Source organism: Pseudomonas sp. LBUM1644, assembly GCF_059716195.1.
The window spans coordinates 1,249,249-1,266,817 of record NZ_CP166812.1; the positions used below are offsets into that span (position 1 = coordinate 1,249,249).

Genomic DNA, 17,569 nt, shown 5'->3' on the forward strand with positions numbered 1-17,569 from the left:
ATGACTTAACGCAGGATCACTATGCCGGCTTCATTCGTTCACCTACGCCTGCACACTGAGTATTCCCTGGTCGACGGTCTGGTGCGGATCAAACCGCTGGTCAAGACCCTGGTCGGCATGAACATGCCTGCCGTTGCGGTTACCGACCAGAACAACATGTGTTCCCTGGTCAAATTCTATAAAGCGGCCATGGGCGCAGGCATCAAGCCGATCTGCGGCGCCGACCTGTGGCTGTCGAACAAGGATCCGGACAACGCCCTGAGCCGGATCAGCCTGCTGGCCATGAACGCCGTCGGCTATCGCAACCTGACCGAACTGATTTCCCGCGGCTTCATCGACGGCCAGCGCAATGGCGCTGTCATCATCGAGCGCGAGTGGGTGGCCGAGGCCAGCGAAGGCCTGATCATGCTGTCGGCAGCGAAAGAAGGCGAGATCGGCCTGGCCATGCTCAGTGGCAATCCGGCTGAAGCGGAAAACCTCGCTCGCGAATGGATGGCGGTGTTCCCGGATCGTTTTTATCTGGAAATCCAGCGCACCCATCGCCCCAACGATGAAGAGCAATTGCACGGTGCGGTGGCCCTGGCCGAGAAAATCGGTGCGCCGCTGGTGGCGACCAACGACGTGCGTTTCATCAAGCAGGAAGACTTTGCCGCGCACGAAACCCGCGTGTGTATCGGCGAGGGCCGCGCCCTCGACGATCCGCGGCGTTCGAAGAATTACAGCGATCAGCAATACCTCAAAAGTGCGGAGGAAATGGCCGAGCTGTTCAGCGATATTCCCGAAGCGCTGGAAAACACCGTCGAAATCGCCAAGCGCTGCAACATCGAAGTGAAGCTGGGTACTCACTTCCTGCCCAACTTCCCGATTCCCGATGGCATGACCATCGACGAGTATTTCCGCAAGGTGTCCTTCGATGGTCTGGAGGATCGTCTTAGCGTTCTATTGCCCAAGGACACCACCGAAGACTACGAAGCCAAGCGTCAGGTCTATGTCGACCGGCTGAATTTCGAGCTGGATATCATCATCCAGATGGGCTTCCCCGGTTACTTCCTGATCGTTATGGACTTTATCCAGTGGGCCAAGAGCAACGGCGTGCCTGTTGGCCCGGGCCGTGGGTCGGGTGCCGGATCGCTGGTGGCCTATGTGCAGAAGATCACCGACCTCGATCCGCTGGAATACGATCTGCTGTTCGAACGTTTCCTCAACCCGGAACGGGTTTCCATGCCCGACTTCGACGTCGACTTCTGCATGGACGGCCGTGACCGGGTGATTGACTACGTGGCCGAGAAATACGGCCGCAACGCGGTGAGCCAGATCATCACCTTCGGTTCCATGGCGGCAAAAGCAGTGGTCCGCGACGTGGCCCGGGTGCAAGGCAAGTCCTACGGTTTGGCGGATCGTCTGTCGAAGATGATTCCCTTCGAAGTCGGCATGACCCTGGAAAAGGCCTACGAGCAGGAAGAAATCCTGCGTGACTTCATCAAGGTCGATGAAGAAGCCGCGGAAATCTGGGAAATGGCGCGCAAGCTTGAAGGCGTTGTGCGTAACGTCGGCAAGCACGCGGGTGGTGTGGTCATCGCACCGACCAAGTTGACGGACTTCTCGCCGATCTATTGCGACGAAGCCGGCGATGGCCTGGTTACCCAGTTCGACAAGGACGACGTTGAAGCGGCCGGCCTGGTGAAGTTCGACTTCCTGGGGCTGCGGACCCTGACGGTCATCGACTGGGCGCTGAAAACCATCAACCGCGACCGTGCCAAGGTCGATGAGCCACCGCTGGACATCGCATTCATCCCGCTGGATGACAAGCCGACCTACCAGTTGCTGCAAAAGGCCGAAACCACCGCGGTGTTCCAGCTCGAGTCGCGTGGCATGAAGGAGCTGATCAAAAAGCTCAAGCCCGACTGCCTGGAAGACTTGATCGCACTGGTGGCCCTGTTCCGTCCGGGCCCTTTGCAATCGGGCATGGTGGACGACTTTATCAACCGTAAGCACGGTCGCGCCGAACTGGCGTACCCGCACTCGGACTACCAGTACGAAGGCCTCAAGCCGGTATTGGCGCCGACTTACGGCATTATCCTGTATCAGGAACAGGTGATGCAGATTGCCCAGGTCATGGCCGGTTACACCCTCGGCGGTGCGGACATGCTGCGTCGGGCCATGGGTAAGAAAAAGCCCGAAGAAATGGCCAAGCAGCGCGGCGGTTTCATTGAGGGTTGCGCGACCAACAACATCGACGGTGACCTGGCCGGCAACATTTTCGACCTGGTGGAAAAATTCGCCGGTTACGGCTTCAACAAATCCCACTCCGCCGCGTACGGTCTGGTGTCGTACCAGACGGCATGGCTGAAGACGCACTACCCCGCGCCGTTCATGGCCGCGGTGCTGTCGGCGGATATGCACAACACCGACAAGGTCGTGACCTTGATCGAAGAAATTCGCACCATGAAGCTGCGTCTCGACGCGCCGGATGTGAATACGTCGGAGTTCAAGTTCACGGTAAATGATGAAGGCCGCATTATTTATGGCCTCGGCGCCATCAAGGGTGTTGGCGAAGGCCCGGTCGAGGCAATCACTGAGGCGCGTCAGGATGGGCCGTTCAAGGACCTGTTCGATTTCTGCGCGCGGGTCGACCTCAAACGTATCAACAAACGCACGCTGGACGGTTTGATCCGTAGCGGTGCGCTGGATCGCCTGGGCCCTTATTTCCATGATGAACCGAAAGCCTATCAAGCCAGCATCGACCAGAACCGCGCGGTCCTGCTGACGGCGATGGAAGGGGCAATCAAGGCCGCCGAACAAACCGCTCGCACCCACGACAGTGGCCACGCCGACTTGTTTGGCGGGTTGTTCGTCGAGGAAGACGCCGACGTCTACGGCAATCACCGCAAGGCGAAGGAACTGACCCTCAAGGAGCGCCTGAAAGGCGAGAAAGACACCCTGGGCCTGTACCTGACCGGTCACCCGATTGACGAATACGAAGGCGAGATCCGCCGTTTTGCCCGTCAGCGCATCATCGACCTGAAACCGGCTCGCGATACACAGACCGTTGCGGGCATGATCATTGCCCTGCGGGTGATGAAGAACAAGAAGGGCGACAAGATGGGTTTCATCACCCTTGACGACCGTTCTGGCCGGATCGAAGCCTCTCTGTTCGCCGAAGCGTTCCATTCGGCGCAGTCGTTGTTGCAGACTGACGCGATGGTGGTGGTCGAAGGCGAAGTCAGCAACGACGATTTCTCCGGCGGCCTGCGGCTGCGGGTCAAGCGGGTGATGAGCATGGAAGATGCGCGCACCAACCTGGCCGAGAGCCTGCGCTTGAAGCTGCAGACCAAGGATTTGAAGGGCGATCAGCTACGCTGGCTGGGTGAGCTGTTCAAGCGTCATCGCGGTGCGTGCCCGATCACCATGGAATACACGAGCCCCGATGCCAAGGCGTTGCTGCAGTTCGGCGAGACCTGGCGAATCGACCCGGCGGATGCGTTGATTCAAGCCCTGCGTGACCAGTTCGGGCGAGACAACGTCTTCCTCCAATACCGTTGACGGTCAGGTGCCATTTTTGTCATCAAGCGTGTGCCCTGATCTCGACCAGAATTTTAATCTCGACCTGAATGCGCCACTCCCTTAAGGTAGGGCGCGAATAGACAACCGGCCGGCCCAAGCTCACTTGGACGTCGACCCAAGACGGACGCCTATGAACCCGAATTTTCTAGATTTCGAACAGCCGATCGCCGACCTGCAAGCCAAGATCGAAGAGTTGCGCTTGGTCGGTAATGACAATTCGCTGAATATCGGCGATGAGATCTCCCGCCTGCAGGACAAGAGCAGCACGCTGACCGAAGACATCTTCGGCAAGCTGACCAGCTGGCAGATCGCGCGTCTGGCGCGTCACCCGAAACGTCCGTACACCCTGGACTACATCGAACACATCTTCACCGAGTTCGACGAGTTGCACGGTGACCGTCATTTCTCCGACGACGCTGCCATTGTCGGCGGCATTGCCCGCCTGGACGATCAGCCGGTGATGATCATCGGCCACCAGAAAGGTCGTGAAGTGCGCGAGAAGGTTCGCCGCAATTTCGGCATGCCGCGTCCGGAAGGCTACCGCAAGGCTTGCCGCCTGATGGAAATGGCCGAGCGTTTCAAAATGCCGATCCTGACCTTCATCGACACCCCGGGCGCCTACCCGGGTATCGACGCCGAAGAGCGCAATCAGAGCGAAGCGATTGCCTGGAACCTGCGCGTCATGTCCCGCCTGAAGACCCCAATCATCGCCACCGTGATCGGTGAAGGTGGTTCTGGCGGTGCGTTGGCGATCGGCGTTTGCGATCAGCTGAACATGCTGCAGTACTCGACCTACGCGGTGATCTCGCCAGAAGGTTGCGCTTCGATTCTGTGGAAAACCGCCGAGAAAGCGCCGGATGCCGCTGAAGCGATGGGCATCACCGCCGAGCGCCTGAAAGGCCTGGGCATCGTGGACAAAGTGATCGGCGAGCCTTTGGGCGGCGCTCATCGCAACCCGGCTGCTGCCGCTGCATCGATCCGTGCCGAGCTGAGCTCGCAACTGGCGATGCTGAAGAAGTTCGATAACGAAGCGCTGCTCAAGCGCCGTTACGAGCGACTGATGAGCTACGGCCTGTAAGCTATACCCCTGTAGGAGCTGCCGCAGGCTGCGATCTTTTGATCTTGAAATGGCAGAAGATCAAAAGATCGCAGCCTGCGGCAGCTCCTACAGAGGGTCTATGTGATGCTGACGCCTATGAATCGTTCGAAGATTGATCTGCCTGCCAGGCTTCTCTTGAATCTGAAACCGTGGCGCAACGCCAAAGCCTGGCGCATCGCCTTCTCCGGTGGCCTCGATTCCACCGTTCTCCTGCACCTTCTCGCACACCTCGCAAAAACCCAATCCTTGCCGGCGCTGAGCGCTATCCACGTCCATCATGGTCTTCAGGTCGTGGCTGATGCGTGGCCGGATCACTGTCAGTCGGTCTGCGATGCGCTGGGGGTGCCGCTACGGGTGATTCGCGTCCGGGTTAAACCCGGCGCCAGCCTTGAGCGTGCGGCCCGGGATGCGCGATATGGCGCCTTCATCGGTGCGACTCATGCCAATGAAGTGCTGCTGACGGCTCAGCACCGTGATGACCAGGCGGAAACCCTGCTGTTCCGGTTAATGCGTGGGGCAGGGGTGAGGGGGTTGTCAGGGATGCCAGTTCAGCGCCCGCTCGGAAACGGGTTGCTGCTCCGGCCCTTGCTCGATGTCACGCGGGCGGAACTTGAAGCCTATGCCGCCGAGCATCGGCTGAGCTGGATCGAAGACCCGTCAAACCAGGATCGCCAGTTCTCACGCAATTATCTGCGACACCAGGTGTTCCCGGTATTGACCGAGCGCTGGCCGCAGGCGATGGCGACGATGGCGCGTAGCGCTGCGCATTTGAGCGAAGCACAGGCGCTACTCGACGATCTGGCAAAAATCGATCTCGCCGAAGCGGGTACGGTCTGTGAGTACGACTGGCTGGGCGTGCCCTCTCTGGAGTTGGCGTCGCTCACAAAACTGTCCGCCGCTCGCCAGCGCAACGCGTTGAGCCATTGGCTCTCGTCCGAAACCAGGATGCCGGACAGCGACCATTGGTCGGGTTGGGAGGATTTGCGTGATGCGACGGGTGATGCGCGTCCGATCTGGCGATTGGCTGAAGGTGAGTTGCATCGGGCGGGAGGGCGAATCTGGTGGTTGTCCGGTAGCTGGTTGCGCTCTCCACCCTCTGCCGGGGATTGGCTTGAACCCTTGGTATCGCTGGCGTTGCCGGACAACGGCGTGTTGTCGCTCATAGGCAAAATCCCCGATGGCCCGCTGCGTATCCGCTATCGTGAGGGAGGAGAGGTCATGCATTTGCCGGAGCGCGGCCATCGGGATCTCAAGCGTTTGCTCAACGAACGTGGGGTTCCGGGCTTCGCCCGTGGCAGATTGCCGCTGCTCTACCGGGGCGAGCAATTGCTGGCGGTGGGGGGCCTGCCGCGCTTTAACGGCAACGTGCAGGACGGCTGGAATTTGCATTGGCAGCCACCGACCCAAGATCAAGGTTTGAGCTGAAAGGGGCTTTCCGGTAGACTACGCTCCCTTCTTGATACAACTTCTGTGGATTCGCCTGAATTGCAGGAGTTGCCGATTACCAAGCAGTCTTTGCTGGGCGATTCCAAAAAATGTGTAGCGAGCAACGTACCGGTGTTTCATCTCCCGGTCTGTCCCAACGCGGCGGTTTTTTTGAAAGGTGCACTGTGATTAATGCAGGTGATCGGGGGCTTCGGCCTTCCTTCGCTTTCCCCGGCGGCTCGGACCGCTTTAACGCAGACTTCTAGGGTTTTTCATGACGCGCTACATATTCGTCACGGGCGGTGTTGTTTCTTCTTTGGGGAAAGGCATTGCATCGGCTTCATTGGCGGCCATCCTGGAGGCGCGGGGACTTAAGGTCACCATGCTGAAGCTGGATCCGTACATCAACGTCGATCCGGGCACGATGAGCCCGTTCCAGCACGGTGAAGTGTTCGTCACCCACGACGGCGCCGAGACCGACCTGGACCTGGGTCACTACGAGCGGTTCATCCGCACGACCATGACCCAGAACAACAACTTCACCACCGGCCGTGTCTACGAACACGTCCTGCGCAAAGAGCGCCGTGGTGATTACCTGGGCGCCACCATCCAGGTGATCCCGCACATCACCGACGAAATCAAGCGCCGGATCATCAAGGGCGCCGGCGATGCCGACGTGGCCATGGTCGAGATCGGTGGCACCGTGGGTGACATCGAATCGCAACCGTTCCTCGAAGCGATCCGTCAATTGCGTTTCGAAGTCGGCGCCAAGCGCGCGATGCTGATGCACCTGACGCTGGTGCCCTACATCGCCACCGCCGGCGAAACCAAAACCAAGCCAACCCAGCACTCGGTCAAGGAACTGCGTTCCATTGGCCTGCAGCCCGACGTACTGGTTTGCCGTTCGGATCACCCGATCGATATCTCTTCGCGTCGCAAGATCGCGCAATTCACCAACGTTGAAGAACGTGCGGTGATCGCGCTGGAAGACGCCGACACCATCTACAAGATCCCGGGCATTCTGCACTCCCAAGGCCTGGATGATTTCGTTGTCGAGCGTTTCGGCTTGCAATGCGGCGGCGCGGATCTGTCCGAGTGGGAAGCCGTGGTCGACGCCAAGCTCAACCCTGAGCACGAAGTCACCATCGCCATGGTCGGCAAGTACATGGAGCTGCTGGATGCCTACAAGTCGCTGATCGAAGCGATGAGTCACGCCGGCATCAGCAACCGCACCAAGGTCAACCTGCGCTACATCGATTCCGAAGACATCGAAAACCAGGGCACCGCGCTGCTGGAAGGCGTCGACGCGATCCTCGTACCCGGCGGCTTCGGTCTGCGTGGCGTGGAAGGCAAGATCACTGCCGTTCAATACGCTCGTGAGAACAAGGTTCCGTACCTCGGCATCTGCCTGGGCATGCAAGTGGCGGTCATCGAGTTCGCTCGTAATGTGATCGGCTGGAAAGACGCCAACTCCACCGAGTTCGATCGTGCAAGCGGTCACCCGGTCGTAGGGCTGATCACCGAGTGGGAAGATGCCACCGGCGCGGTCGAAACCCGTACCGAAACCTCCGACCTGGGCGGCACCATGCGCCTTGGCGCACAGGATTGCCTGCTTGAGCCGGGTTCCCTGGTGCACGATTGCTACGGCAAGGACGTGATCGTCGAACGTCACCGTCACCGCTACGAAGTGAACAACAACCTGCTGCCGCAAATCATCGAAGCCGGCCTGAAAATCTCCGGTCGTTCCGGTGATGGCGCGTTGGTTGAAGTGGTCGAAGCACCGGATCACCCATGGTTCGTCGCGTGCCAGTTCCACCCTGAGTTCACCTCGACACCTCGCGACGGTCACCCGTTGTTCAGCGGTTTCGTTAAAGCAGCTTTGGTTCAACACCAGAAGAAGGCGTAATTCCAATGGCGCAGAAGATCATCCGTGTAGGCGATATCGAGATTGCCAACGACAAGCCAATGGTGCTGTTCGGTGGCATGAACGTGCTGGAAAGCCGCGACATGGCGATGCAGGTCTGCGAAGAGTACGTGAAGGTGACCGAAAAACTCGGTATCCCTTACGTGTTCAAGGCCAGCTTCGACAAGGCTAACCGTTCCTCCGTGACTTCTTACCGTGGCCCCGGCCTGGAAGAGGGCATGCGGATCTTCCAGGACATCAAGCAAGCCTTCGGCGTGCCGATCATCACCGACGTCCACGAGCCTGAACAGGCCGCGGTCGTCGCTGAAGTCTGCGACATCATCCAGTTGCCGGCCTTCCTGTCGCGCCAGACCGACCTCGTGGTCGCGATGGCCAAGACCGGCGCGGTGATCAACATCAAGAAAGCCCAATTCCTCGCACCGCATGAGATGAAACACATCCTGAGCAAATGCGTGGAAGCGGGTAACGATCAGTTGATCCTCTGCGAACGCGGTTCGAGCTTCGGCTACAACAACCTGGTCGTCGACATGCTCGGCTTCGGCATCATGAAGCAGTTCGAATACCCGGTGTTTTTCGACGTGACCCACGCGCTGCAAATGCCCGGTGGTCGCTCCGATTCCGCTGGCGGTCGTCGCGCCCAGGTCACCGACCTGGCCAAGGCCGGCATCAGCCAGTCGTTGGCCGGCCTGTTCCTCGAAGCCCATCCGGACCCGGACAACGCCAAATGCGACGGCCCTTGCGCCTTGCGTCTGGACAAACTGGAGCCATTCCTGGCCCAGCTCAAAGCGTTGGACGAACTGGTGAAGAGTTTTCCGACGGTAGAAACCGCGTAATCCTCATTTCTCCGTGTAGGAGCCGAGCTTGCTCGCGATGGGGCCCGAGAGGGCACCGCTAGCAAGCCGCTCTTATGCAACAATGCGACCCACAAGTTATAAATCGATCAGTACAGAGCGTTTCGTCAACTTTGGAGTGTTTACAACAATGGCAAAAATCGTCGACATCAAAGGTCGTGAAGTTCTCGACTCCCGTGGCAACCCCACCGTGGAAGCGGACGTGCTTCTCGATAACGGCATCATCGGTAGCGCTTGCGCGCCGTCCGGTGCTTCCACTGGCTCGCGTGAAGCGCTCGAGCTGCGTGATGGCGACAAGAGCCGTTACCTGGGCAAAGGCGTTCTGAAAGCCGTCGCCAACATCAACGGTCCGATCCGCGACCTGTTGAAAGGTACAGACCCAAGCGACCAGAAAGCGCTGGATCACGCGATGATCAAGCTCGACGGTACTGAAAACAAAGGTTCCCTGGGCGCCAACGCGATCCTCGCCGTTTCCCTGGCCGCGGCCAAGGCAGCAGCACAGGACCAGGACCTGCCGCTGTACGCTCACATCGCCAACCTGAACGGTACTCCGGGTGTTTACTCGATGCCGGTTCCGATGATGAACATCATCAACGGCGGCGAGCATGCCGATAACAACGTCGACATCCAGGAATTCATGGTTCAGCCGGTTGGCGCCAAGTCTTTCTCGGAAGGTCTGCGCATGGGCACCGAGATTTTCCATCACTTGAAAGCTGTTCTGAAGGCCCGTGGCCTGAGCACTGCTGTCGGTGATGAAGGTGGGTTCGCGCCTAACCTGGCGTCCAACGAAGACGCTTTGAAAGTGATCTCCGAAGCCGTGGCCAACGCCGGTTACACGCTGGGCACTGATGTGACCCTGGCGCTGGACTGCGCCGCGAGCGAATTCTACGAAGACGGTCAATACAACCTGTCCGGCGAAGGCCAGGTGTTTACCGCTGAAGGTTTCGCCGATTACCTGAAAGGCCTGACCGAGCGTTACCCGATCATCTCCATCGAAGATGGCCTGGACGAGTCCGATTGGGCTGGCTGGAAAATCCTCACCGACAAAATCGGCGAGAAGGTTCAGTTGGTAGGTGACGACCTGTTCGTGACCAACACCAAGATCCTGAAAGAAGGCATCGATAAAAAGATCGCCAACTCGATCCTGATCAAGTTCAACCAGATCGGCACCCTGACCGAAACCCTGGAAGCCATCCAGATGGCCAAGGCTGCGGGTTACACCGCCGTGATCTCGCACCGTTCCGGCGAAACAGAAGATTCGACCATTGCCGACCTGGCTGTGGGCACCGCGGCTGGCCAGATCAAGACCGGCTCCCTGTGCCGTTCCGATCGCGTTTCCAAGTACAACCAACTGCTGCGTATCGAAGAGCAGTTGAATGGCAAAGCCAAATACAACGGTCGCAGCGAATTCCGCGGCTGATCGTTAGTTGATCGTAAACTGAGAAAAAGTCAGTGGATTGTGTCGGAAAAATCGCTACAGCGATGAATTTGCCACTAATCTGATGCCTTATAAGCACAAGCCTGGGTCTTCCAGGCTTCGTGCTATCAGAAGCTCATAGTTTTTGCATGGCTGTCTTTTTTCACTGGATACCTGATATTCGATGCGCAGTCCCAATTGGTTGTTCCTCGTTTTGCTCTTGTTGCTGGCTGGCCTGCAGTACCGCTTGTGGGTGGGTAATGGCAGTCTGGCGCAAGTTGCAGAGCTGACTCAGCAGATCGCGGATCAACATGCCGAGAACGAAGGCTTGCTGGAGCGCAATCGGGTGATGGACGCCGAAGTCAGCGAATTGAAAAAAGGCATGGAGACCGTTGAAGAGCGGGCTCGTCATGAGTTGGGCATGGTCAAGGACGGTGAAACCCTTTACCAGTTAGCTCAATGACCCCGTCGTTACCGGCCTTCTGGGCCGTGATTCCTGCCGCGGGCGTCGGTGCCCGTATGGCCGCGGACCGTCCCAAGCAATACTTGCAACTGGGCGGGCGCACTATTCTCGAACACAGCCTCGGCTGTTTCCTTGATCATCCTTCCCTGAAGGGGTTGGTGGTCAGTCTTGCTGTTGATGATCCTTATTGGCCGAATCTGGCCTGTGCCGGCGATTCGCGAATTCAACGCGTCGAAGGTGGCGCGGAGCGGTCCGGGTCGGTGCTCAATGCGTTGCTGCATTTGCATGTGTTGGGTGCGGACGAAGAGGATTGGGTGTTAGTGCACGATGCGGCACGCCCGAATCTGAGCCGCGATGATCTCGACAAGTTGCTGGGTGAGCTGGCTGACGATCCGGTGGGTGGGCTGCTGGCGGTGCCGGCACGGGATACCCTCAAGCGTGTCGACAAGCATGGCCGCGTGGTTGAAACGGTGGATCGCAGTGTGATTTGGCAGGCCTATACGCCGCAGATGTTTCGTCTTGGCGCATTGCATCGGGCGCTGGCGGACAGTCTGGTGGCGGATGCTTTGGTCACTGATGAGGCATCGGCGATGGAGTGGGCAGGTTTGTCGCCACGTCTGATCGAAGGGCGATCCGATAACCTCAAGGTTACTCGTCCTGAAGATCTTGAATGGTTGCGCCAGCGGTGGTCCCACCGCCGCTAAAAGATCGCAGCCTTCGGCAGCTCCTGCAAGGGATCGCATCCAACTGTAGGAGCTGCCGCAGGCTGCGATCTTTTGATCTTCAAACCATCAAACCCGATACTCCGGCCGCTCGGCCAACCCTTCCTTCAAATAATCCACCAACTTGCGTACCTTCGGCGACAAATGCCGTTGCTGCGGATAAAGCGCCCACACTGCCGTGTTCGGCGGTTGGTGGGCTTCCAGCAGCGAAATTAATTCGCCGTTTTTCAGATGCTCCAGCACGTAATAATCCGGCAACTGACACAAACCCACGCCTTGTAACGCGGCATCCAGCACCGCCTGCCCACTATTGCAGCGCCAGTTTCCCTGTACCCGCTGGGAAAACTCCCGCCCGTTCTGTTCCAGTTGCCACATGTCCGAACTGCCGATGAGGCAATTGTGGCGGCTCAATTCCGACAAGCTGTGTGGGCGACCATACCGTTCGAGGTAGGACGGCGATGCGCACAGGTACATGCGGCGGGGTGCGAGGCGGGCGGCGACCAGTCGCGAATCCTGCAGGCGACCGAGGCGGATCGCCAGGTCCAGGCCTTCATGTACCAGGTCGAGTTGACGGTTGCTCAGTTCGATGTCGATCCGCAATTGTGGATAAAGCGCCATGAAGCGCGTCACCAGCGGCACGATAAATCGCTCGCCGTAGGCCACCGCGCAGGTCATGCGCAGCATGCCTTTGGGTTCACTGGTCAGATCGCCGACCGCTCGCAAGGCTTCTTCGCGGCCATCCTGCAAGCGTTGGCAATGTTGCAGGAAAGTCTGTCCGGCCTCGGTCAGCGTTACCCTGCGGGTGCTGCGATAGAGCAGGCGGGTTTGCAGGCGCTCTTCCAGGCGTACGATTTGTCGACTGACATGCGAGGACGAAACCCCAAGTCGCTCGGCGGCGGCGGTGAATTGACTGCACTCGGCCACGGCGACGAATTCGTCGATACCTTCCCAGCGGTTATCGGACATGAAGGATTATCCCTCTACGGCAATAATATTTTGCATTTGGCCTGATTATTCACCGAGAGGCGGTGTATTACACTCCTTGTCTCGTTTTTATTCACTGGAGCAACCCTATGATCAAGTCGCGCGCCGCCGTTGCCTTCGAGGCCAAGAAACCTCTGGAGATCGTTGAAGTCGATGTCGCCATGCCCAAGGCGGGTGAAGTTTTGCTGCGTGTGGTTGCCTCCGGTGTTTGTCACACTGACGCCTACACCTTGTCCGGCGCTGACCCGGAAGGCATCTTCCCGTCGATCCTCGGCCACGAAGGTGGCGCAGTGGTTGAAGCCATCGGCGAGGGCGTGACCTCGGTAGCGATCGGCGATCATGTGATCCCGCTGTACACCCCGGAATGCCGCCAGTGCAAATTCTGCCTGTCGGGCAAAACCAACCTCTGCCAGGCGATTCGTGCCACCCAAGGCAAAGGCCTGATGCCGGATGGCACTTCGCGCTTTTCCTACAAGGGGCAGCCGATTTTCCACTACATGGGTACCTCGACCTTCTCCGAGTACACCGTGCTGCCGGAAATCTCCGTTGCCAAGATCCCTAAAGAAGCGCCACTGGAGAAAGTCTGCCTGCTGGGTTGCGGTGTCACCACCGGCATCGGTGCGGTGCTCAATACTGCCAAGGTAAAACCGGGTGACACCGTCGCCATTTTCGGCCTCGGCGGTATCGGTCTGTCGGCCGTGATCGGCGCGGCGAAAGCCAAGGCTGCGCGGATCATTGCCATCGACATCAACCCAGCCAAGTTCGAGATCGCCAAGCAATTGGGTGCAACCGACTGTGTGAACCCGAAAGATTTCGACCGTCCGATCCAGGAAGTCATCGTCGACATGACCGATGGCGGCGTCGACTTTTCCTTCGAGTGCATCGGCAATGTCCACTTGATGCGCGCCGCACTTGAGTGCTGCCACAAGGGTTGGGGCGAGTCGGTGATCATCGGCGTAGCCGGTGCTGGTCAGGAAATTTCTACCCGTCCGTTCCAGTTGGTCACCGGTCGCGTCTGGCGCGGTTCGGCGTTCGGCGGCGTGCGCGGCCGTACCGAGTTGCCAAGCTACGTGGAAATGGCCGAAACCGGCGAGATCCCGCTGGATACCTTCATCACCCACACCATGGGCCTGGAAGATATCAACAAGGCGTTTGACCTGATGCATGAAGGCAAGAGCATCCGTTCCGTCATCCACTTCTGAGGTCGGTCATGAGCCTGGAAAATATCTCCTGCCAGAAAAGCTTCGGCGGCTGGCACAAACGCTACCGGCACCGCTCCGATGTGCTTGGCTGCGACATGGTGTTTGCCGTGTACCTGCCGCCGCAAGCGGAGCAGGGCGGCAAGCTGCCGGTGTTGTACTGGTTGTCCGGCCTGACCTGCACCGACGAGAATTTCATGCAAAAGGCCGGCGCCCTGCGCATGGCCGCCGAGCTGGGGTTGATCATCGTTGCGCCGGATACCAGCCCGCGCGGTCCTGACGTGCCGGGTGACCCAGATGGCGCTTGGGACTTCGGTCTCGGCGCCGGGTTTTATCTGAATGCCACGCAGGAACCTTGGTCGCGGCACTATCGGATGCATGACTATGTCGTGCAGGAATTGCCGGCATTGGTCGAGGCCCATTTCCCGGCGTCGAACAAACGTGGCATCAGCGGTCACTCCATGGGCGGGCACGGCGCGTTGGTCTGTGCCTTGCGCAATCCGGGGCGTTATCAGTCAGTGTCGGCGTTTTCGCCGATCAACAATCCTATGGATTGCCCTTGGGGTCAGAAAGCCTTTTCCCGTTACCTGGGAGAAGACCGTGCGAAATGGCGCGAATGGGACACCTGCGCCTTGATTGCCGAAGCGGACGAGAAGCTGCCACTGCTGGTCGATCAAGGGGATCGGGACGATTTCCTGGCAACCCAGCTCAAGCCTGAAGCCCTGCAACAGGCCGCCAAACTGGCGGGTCATCCGCTGACGTTGCGCCTGCAGCCGGGCTACGACCACAGCTATTTCTTCATCGCCAGCTTCATCGACGAGCACTTGCAACATCACGGACGCGCTCTAGGCGCCTAATGTCCGACAAAGCAGGTAGAATCACGCCCTGACAAAAATCGGGGCGTTTTTTTATGCGTATTGGCCACGGCTATGATGTGCACCGTTTCGCTGAAGGCGATTTCATTACTCTGGGCGGCGTGCGGATTGCACACGGCTTCGGGCTGCTCGCTCATTCCGACGGTGACGTCCTGCTGCACGCCTTGAGCGATGCCTTGCTCGGCGCCGCTGCGTTGGGTGATATCGGCAAGCATTTCCCGGACACCGACCCAAAGTTCAAGGGCGCCGACAGCCGCGTGCTGTTGCGTCACGTCGTCGCACTGATCCACGCCAAAGGCTGGAAAGTCGCCAACGTCGATAACACCATCGTCGCCCAGGCGCCGAAAATGGCCCCGCATATCGAATCGATGCGCGCGCTGATTGCCGCGGATCTTCAAGTTGAGTTGGATCAAGTGAACGTGAAAGCTACCACCACCGAAAAGCTTGGCTTTGTCGGTCGCGAAGAAGGCATTGCCGTGCATTCCGTTGCCTTGTTGCTGCGCGCATGAACGAGGCGCAATTGCTCGGCCCGCGGGCCTATGGTGAAGCCCTCGGCACCGCGGTGTTGAAAGCCACGGCAGAAGATTTCCAGGTCGATGAAGTGCTCGATATTCCCCTCAGTGGCGATGGCGAGCACTTGTGGATCTGGGTGGAAAAGCGCGGCCTGAATACTGAGGAAGCGGCACGGCGGATCGCCAAGGCGGCGGGCGTGCCGTTGCGTACGGTCAGTTACGCGGGCCTCAAGGACCGTCAGGCGCTGACGCGCCAGTGGTTCAGCGTGCAATTGCCGGGCAAGGCCGATCCTGATCTGTCGGCGGCTGAAAACGACACGCTGAAGATCCTCAAGACCGGCCGGCACAAACGCAAGCTGCAACGCGGCGCGCACTCGGCCAACGGTTTCACGTTGCGTCTGACCCAATTTGCTGGCGACAAGGCGGCAATCGAAGAGCGTCTGCAACTGATCGCCAAGCAAGGTATACCCAACTATTTCGGTTCCCAGCGTTTCGGGTTTGACGGCGGCAACGTGGTCGATGCCCGTGCCTGGGCCGCGCGCAAGGCCCTGCCGGAGCAGCGCAACGTGCGTTCGCGGCTGCTGTCCACCGCCCGCAGTTTTCTGTTTAACCAGGTGCTGGCGGCGCGTGTTGCCGAGGGTACCTGGCAGCGTGCCCAGGTCGGAGACCTGCTGGCCTTCACCGACAGCCGCAGTTTTTTTCCGGCCGGTGAGGCCGAGTGCAGCGATCCGCGCCTGGCGATTCTCGACCTGCACCCGACCGGTCCGCAGTGGGGTGAAGGTGACTCGCCGACGACGGGCGCTGTCCATGAACTGGAGCAGGCAATCGCCGCCCGCGAAGCAGATCTTCGCGATTGGTTGATTAACGCCGGAATGAGCCACGAACGTCGCATCCTGCGGCTGCCCATTGGTGGGTTGACGTGGCATTATCCCGAGCCTGACATTCTGCAACTGGAATTCGTCCTGCCGGCCGGATGCTTCGCCACCGTATTGGTGCGTGAACTCGTCGATCTGGTGCCGGTGGGGCAGACGGACAGCCCATGCGTATTCTGATTTCTAACGACGATGGGGTAACCGCACCCGGTCTCGCCGCGCTTTATGCTGCGCTGGCGGATTACACCGAATGCGTGGTTATCGCCCCGGACCAGGACAAAAGCGGCGCCAGCAGCTCGCTGACGCTCGACCGTCCGTTGCACCCGCAAACGCTGGCCAACGGCTTTATCAGCCTCAATGGCACACCCACCGATTGCGTGCACCTGGGCCTTAACGGCTTGCTGGAGCGCGAGCCGGACATGGTGGTTTCCGGCATCAACCTGGGCGCCAACCTGGGGGACGACGTGCTGTATTCCGGTACGGTGGCGGCGGCGCTTGAAGGCCGTTTCCTACAGCGTCCTTCGTTCGCCTTTTCGTTGGTCTCACGGCAAGTGGAGAACCTTCCCACAGCCGCATACTTTGCGCGCAAACTGGTTGAAGCCCACGCTGACCTTGAGCTGCCACCGCGCACGGTGCTGAACGTGAACATTCCCAACTTGCCGCTGGACCATATCCGCGGCATCCAGTTGACCCGGCTCGGCCATCGCGCCCGTGCGGCGGCGCCGACGAAAGTGGTCGACCCGCGCGGGAAATCCGGTTACTGGATCGCCGCGGCGGGAGATGCCGAAGACGGCGGCCCGGGTACTGATTTCCATGCGGTGATGCAGGGCTATGTTTCCATCACTCCGCTGCAACTGGATCGCACCTTCAATGATGCGTTCAGAAGTCTCGATGGCTGGCTGGAGGGGCTGCGCTAATGGCTCGTGAACAAGACCATATGCTGCATCGCGGCATCGGGATGACCTCTCAGCGAACCCGCGAACGCCTTATTCAGCGGTTGTATGAGGAAGGTATTTCCAACGCCAAGGTGCTGGAAGTGATCCGCCGTACCCCGCGTCACCTGTTCGTCGATGAGGCGCTGGCGCACCGCGCCTACGAGGACACGGCGTTGCCGATCGGTAACAACCAGACCATCTCCCAGCCTTACATGGTGGCTCGCATGAGCGAGTTGCTGCTGGAAGCAGGTCCTCTGGACAAGGTGATGGAAATCGGCACCGGGTCGGGTTATCAGACGGCGATTCTGTCGCAACTGGTTGAGCGGGTGTTTTCCGTCGAGCGCATCAAGGTGTTGCAGGATCGGGCCAAGGAACGCCTGGTCGATCTCAACTTGCGCAACGTGGTATTCCGCTGGGGCGATGGCTGGGAAGGCTGGCCGGCACTGGCGCCGTACAACGGCATTATCGTGACGGCAGTGGCCACCGACGTCCCTCAGGCTCTGCTTGATCAGTTAGCGCCAGGCGGAAGGCTGGTGATCCCGGTCGGGGCCGGCGAAGTGCAACAATTAATGCTGATCATCCGTGAAGAGCAGGGTTTTTCCCGACGTGTTCTGGGGTCTGTGCGCTTTGTTCCATTGCTCAATGGGCCACTGGCCTGAGCATTTGTTGTAGCGGGCTGAATTCTCTTCGATTGCCTCTGTCTTACAGCGGCATCGAGCAGTTAAAC

Annotated in this window: 15 protein-coding genes; 14 read left to right on the top strand and 1 reads right to left on the bottom strand. The window is 59.3% G+C overall.

What is annotated here, in order from left to right; genetic code table 11:
- Window positions 1-21 precede the first annotated feature (21 nt).
- The 8 genes from dnaE (at window position 22) to ispD (ending at window position 11,447) form a co-directional block, all read left to right on the top strand.
- The gene (dnaE, locus tag ACA052_RS05690; RefSeq protein ID WP_497648774.1) at window positions 22-3,543 is read left to right on the top strand and encodes a DNA polymerase III subunit alpha; all 3,522 of its coding nucleotides are present in this window, start codon (window positions 22-24) and stop codon (window positions 3,541-3,543) included.
- 151 nt (window positions 3,544-3,694) lie between these two features.
- On the top strand, window positions 3,695-4,642 hold the full coding sequence (locus tag ACA052_RS05695) for an acetyl-CoA carboxylase carboxyltransferase subunit alpha (RefSeq protein WP_497648775.1): 948 nt from the start codon (window positions 3,695-3,697) through the stop codon (window positions 4,640-4,642).
- Between the two features lie 117 nt (window positions 4,643-4,759).
- Window positions 4,760-6,088, top strand: a complete 1,329-nt coding sequence (tilS, locus tag ACA052_RS05700; protein ID WP_497648776.1) for a tRNA lysidine(34) synthetase TilS — start codon at window positions 4,760-4,762, stop codon at window positions 6,086-6,088.
- Between the two features lie 274 nt (window positions 6,089-6,362).
- Window positions 6,363-7,994 (top strand): CTP synthase, encoded by a 1,632-nt coding sequence (gene pyrG / locus ACA052_RS05705; RefSeq protein ID WP_497648777.1) that lies wholly within the window; start codon window positions 6,363-6,365, stop codon window positions 7,992-7,994.
- Window positions 7,995-7,999: 5 nt separating this feature from the next.
- Window positions 8,000-8,845 (top strand): 3-deoxy-8-phosphooctulonate synthase, encoded by an 846-nt coding sequence (gene kdsA, locus ACA052_RS05710; protein ID WP_092272409.1) that lies wholly within the window; start codon window positions 8,000-8,002, stop codon window positions 8,843-8,845.
- Window positions 8,846-8,993: 148 nt separating this feature from the next.
- Window positions 8,994-10,283 (top strand): phosphopyruvate hydratase, encoded by a 1,290-nt coding sequence (eno, locus tag ACA052_RS05715; RefSeq protein ID WP_497648778.1) that lies wholly within the window; start codon window positions 8,994-8,996, stop codon window positions 10,281-10,283.
- Window positions 10,284-10,464: 181 nt separating this feature from the next.
- Window positions 10,465-10,743, top strand: coding sequence for a cell division protein FtsB (ftsB, locus tag ACA052_RS05720; protein ID WP_008028992.1), 279 nt, complete (start codon window positions 10,465-10,467; stop codon window positions 10,741-10,743).
- Entirely contained in the window at window positions 10,740-11,447 is a 708-nt protein-coding gene (ispD, locus tag ACA052_RS05725; protein ID WP_497648779.1) for a 2-C-methyl-D-erythritol 4-phosphate cytidylyltransferase, read from the top strand. Before ftsB ends, ispD begins: the two co-directional genes overlap by 4 nt.
- A gap of 87 nt (window positions 11,448-11,534) precedes the next feature.
- Here the strand turns inward: ispD and ACA052_RS05730 are convergent, their stop codons facing one another.
- On the bottom strand, window positions 11,535-12,431 hold the full coding sequence (locus tag ACA052_RS05730) for a LysR family transcriptional regulator (RefSeq protein WP_497648780.1): 897 nt from the start codon (window positions 12,429-12,431) through the stop codon (window positions 11,535-11,537).
- 107 nt (window positions 12,432-12,538) lie between these two features.
- Between ACA052_RS05730 and ACA052_RS05735 the strand changes: the two genes are divergently transcribed.
- The 6 genes from ACA052_RS05735 to ACA052_RS05760 are packed head-to-tail and all read left to right on the top strand — an operon-like array spanning window position 12,539 to window position 17,501.
- Complete coding sequence (locus ACA052_RS05735) at window positions 12,539-13,651, top strand: S-(hydroxymethyl)glutathione dehydrogenase/class III alcohol dehydrogenase (protein WP_497648781.1); 1,113 nt, start codon at window positions 12,539-12,541, stop codon at window positions 13,649-13,651.
- Window positions 13,652-13,659: 8 nt separating this feature from the next.
- Window positions 13,660-14,505, top strand: coding sequence for an S-formylglutathione hydrolase (gene fghA, locus ACA052_RS05740; RefSeq protein ID WP_497648782.1), 846 nt, complete (start codon window positions 13,660-13,662; stop codon window positions 14,503-14,505).
- A 53-nt stretch (window positions 14,506-14,558) separates the two neighbouring features.
- Window positions 14,559-15,032: a 2-C-methyl-D-erythritol 2,4-cyclodiphosphate synthase gene (gene ispF, locus ACA052_RS05745; protein WP_497648783.1), complete on the top strand. Its 474-nt coding sequence runs from the start codon at window positions 14,559-14,561 to the stop codon at window positions 15,030-15,032.
- Window positions 15,029-16,087 carry a tRNA pseudouridine(13) synthase TruD gene (gene truD / locus ACA052_RS05750; RefSeq protein WP_497648784.1) on the top strand — a complete coding sequence of 353 codons (1,059 nt, stop codon included), beginning with the start codon at window positions 15,029-15,031 and terminating at the stop codon, window positions 16,085-16,087. The genes ispF and truD overlap by 4 nt, the downstream gene beginning before the upstream one ends.
- Window positions 16,075-16,824 carry a 5'/3'-nucleotidase SurE gene (gene surE, locus ACA052_RS05755; protein ID WP_497648785.1) on the top strand — a complete coding sequence of 250 codons (750 nt, stop codon included), beginning with the start codon at window positions 16,075-16,077 and terminating at the stop codon, window positions 16,822-16,824. The genes truD and surE overlap by 13 nt, the downstream gene beginning before the upstream one ends.
- Window positions 16,825-16,865: 41 nt before the next feature.
- Window positions 16,866-17,501, top strand: a complete 636-nt coding sequence (locus ACA052_RS05760; RefSeq protein WP_497650271.1) for a protein-L-isoaspartate(D-aspartate) O-methyltransferase — start codon at window positions 16,866-16,868, stop codon at window positions 17,499-17,501.
- The last annotated feature ends 68 nt before the right edge of the window (window positions 17,502-17,569 follow it).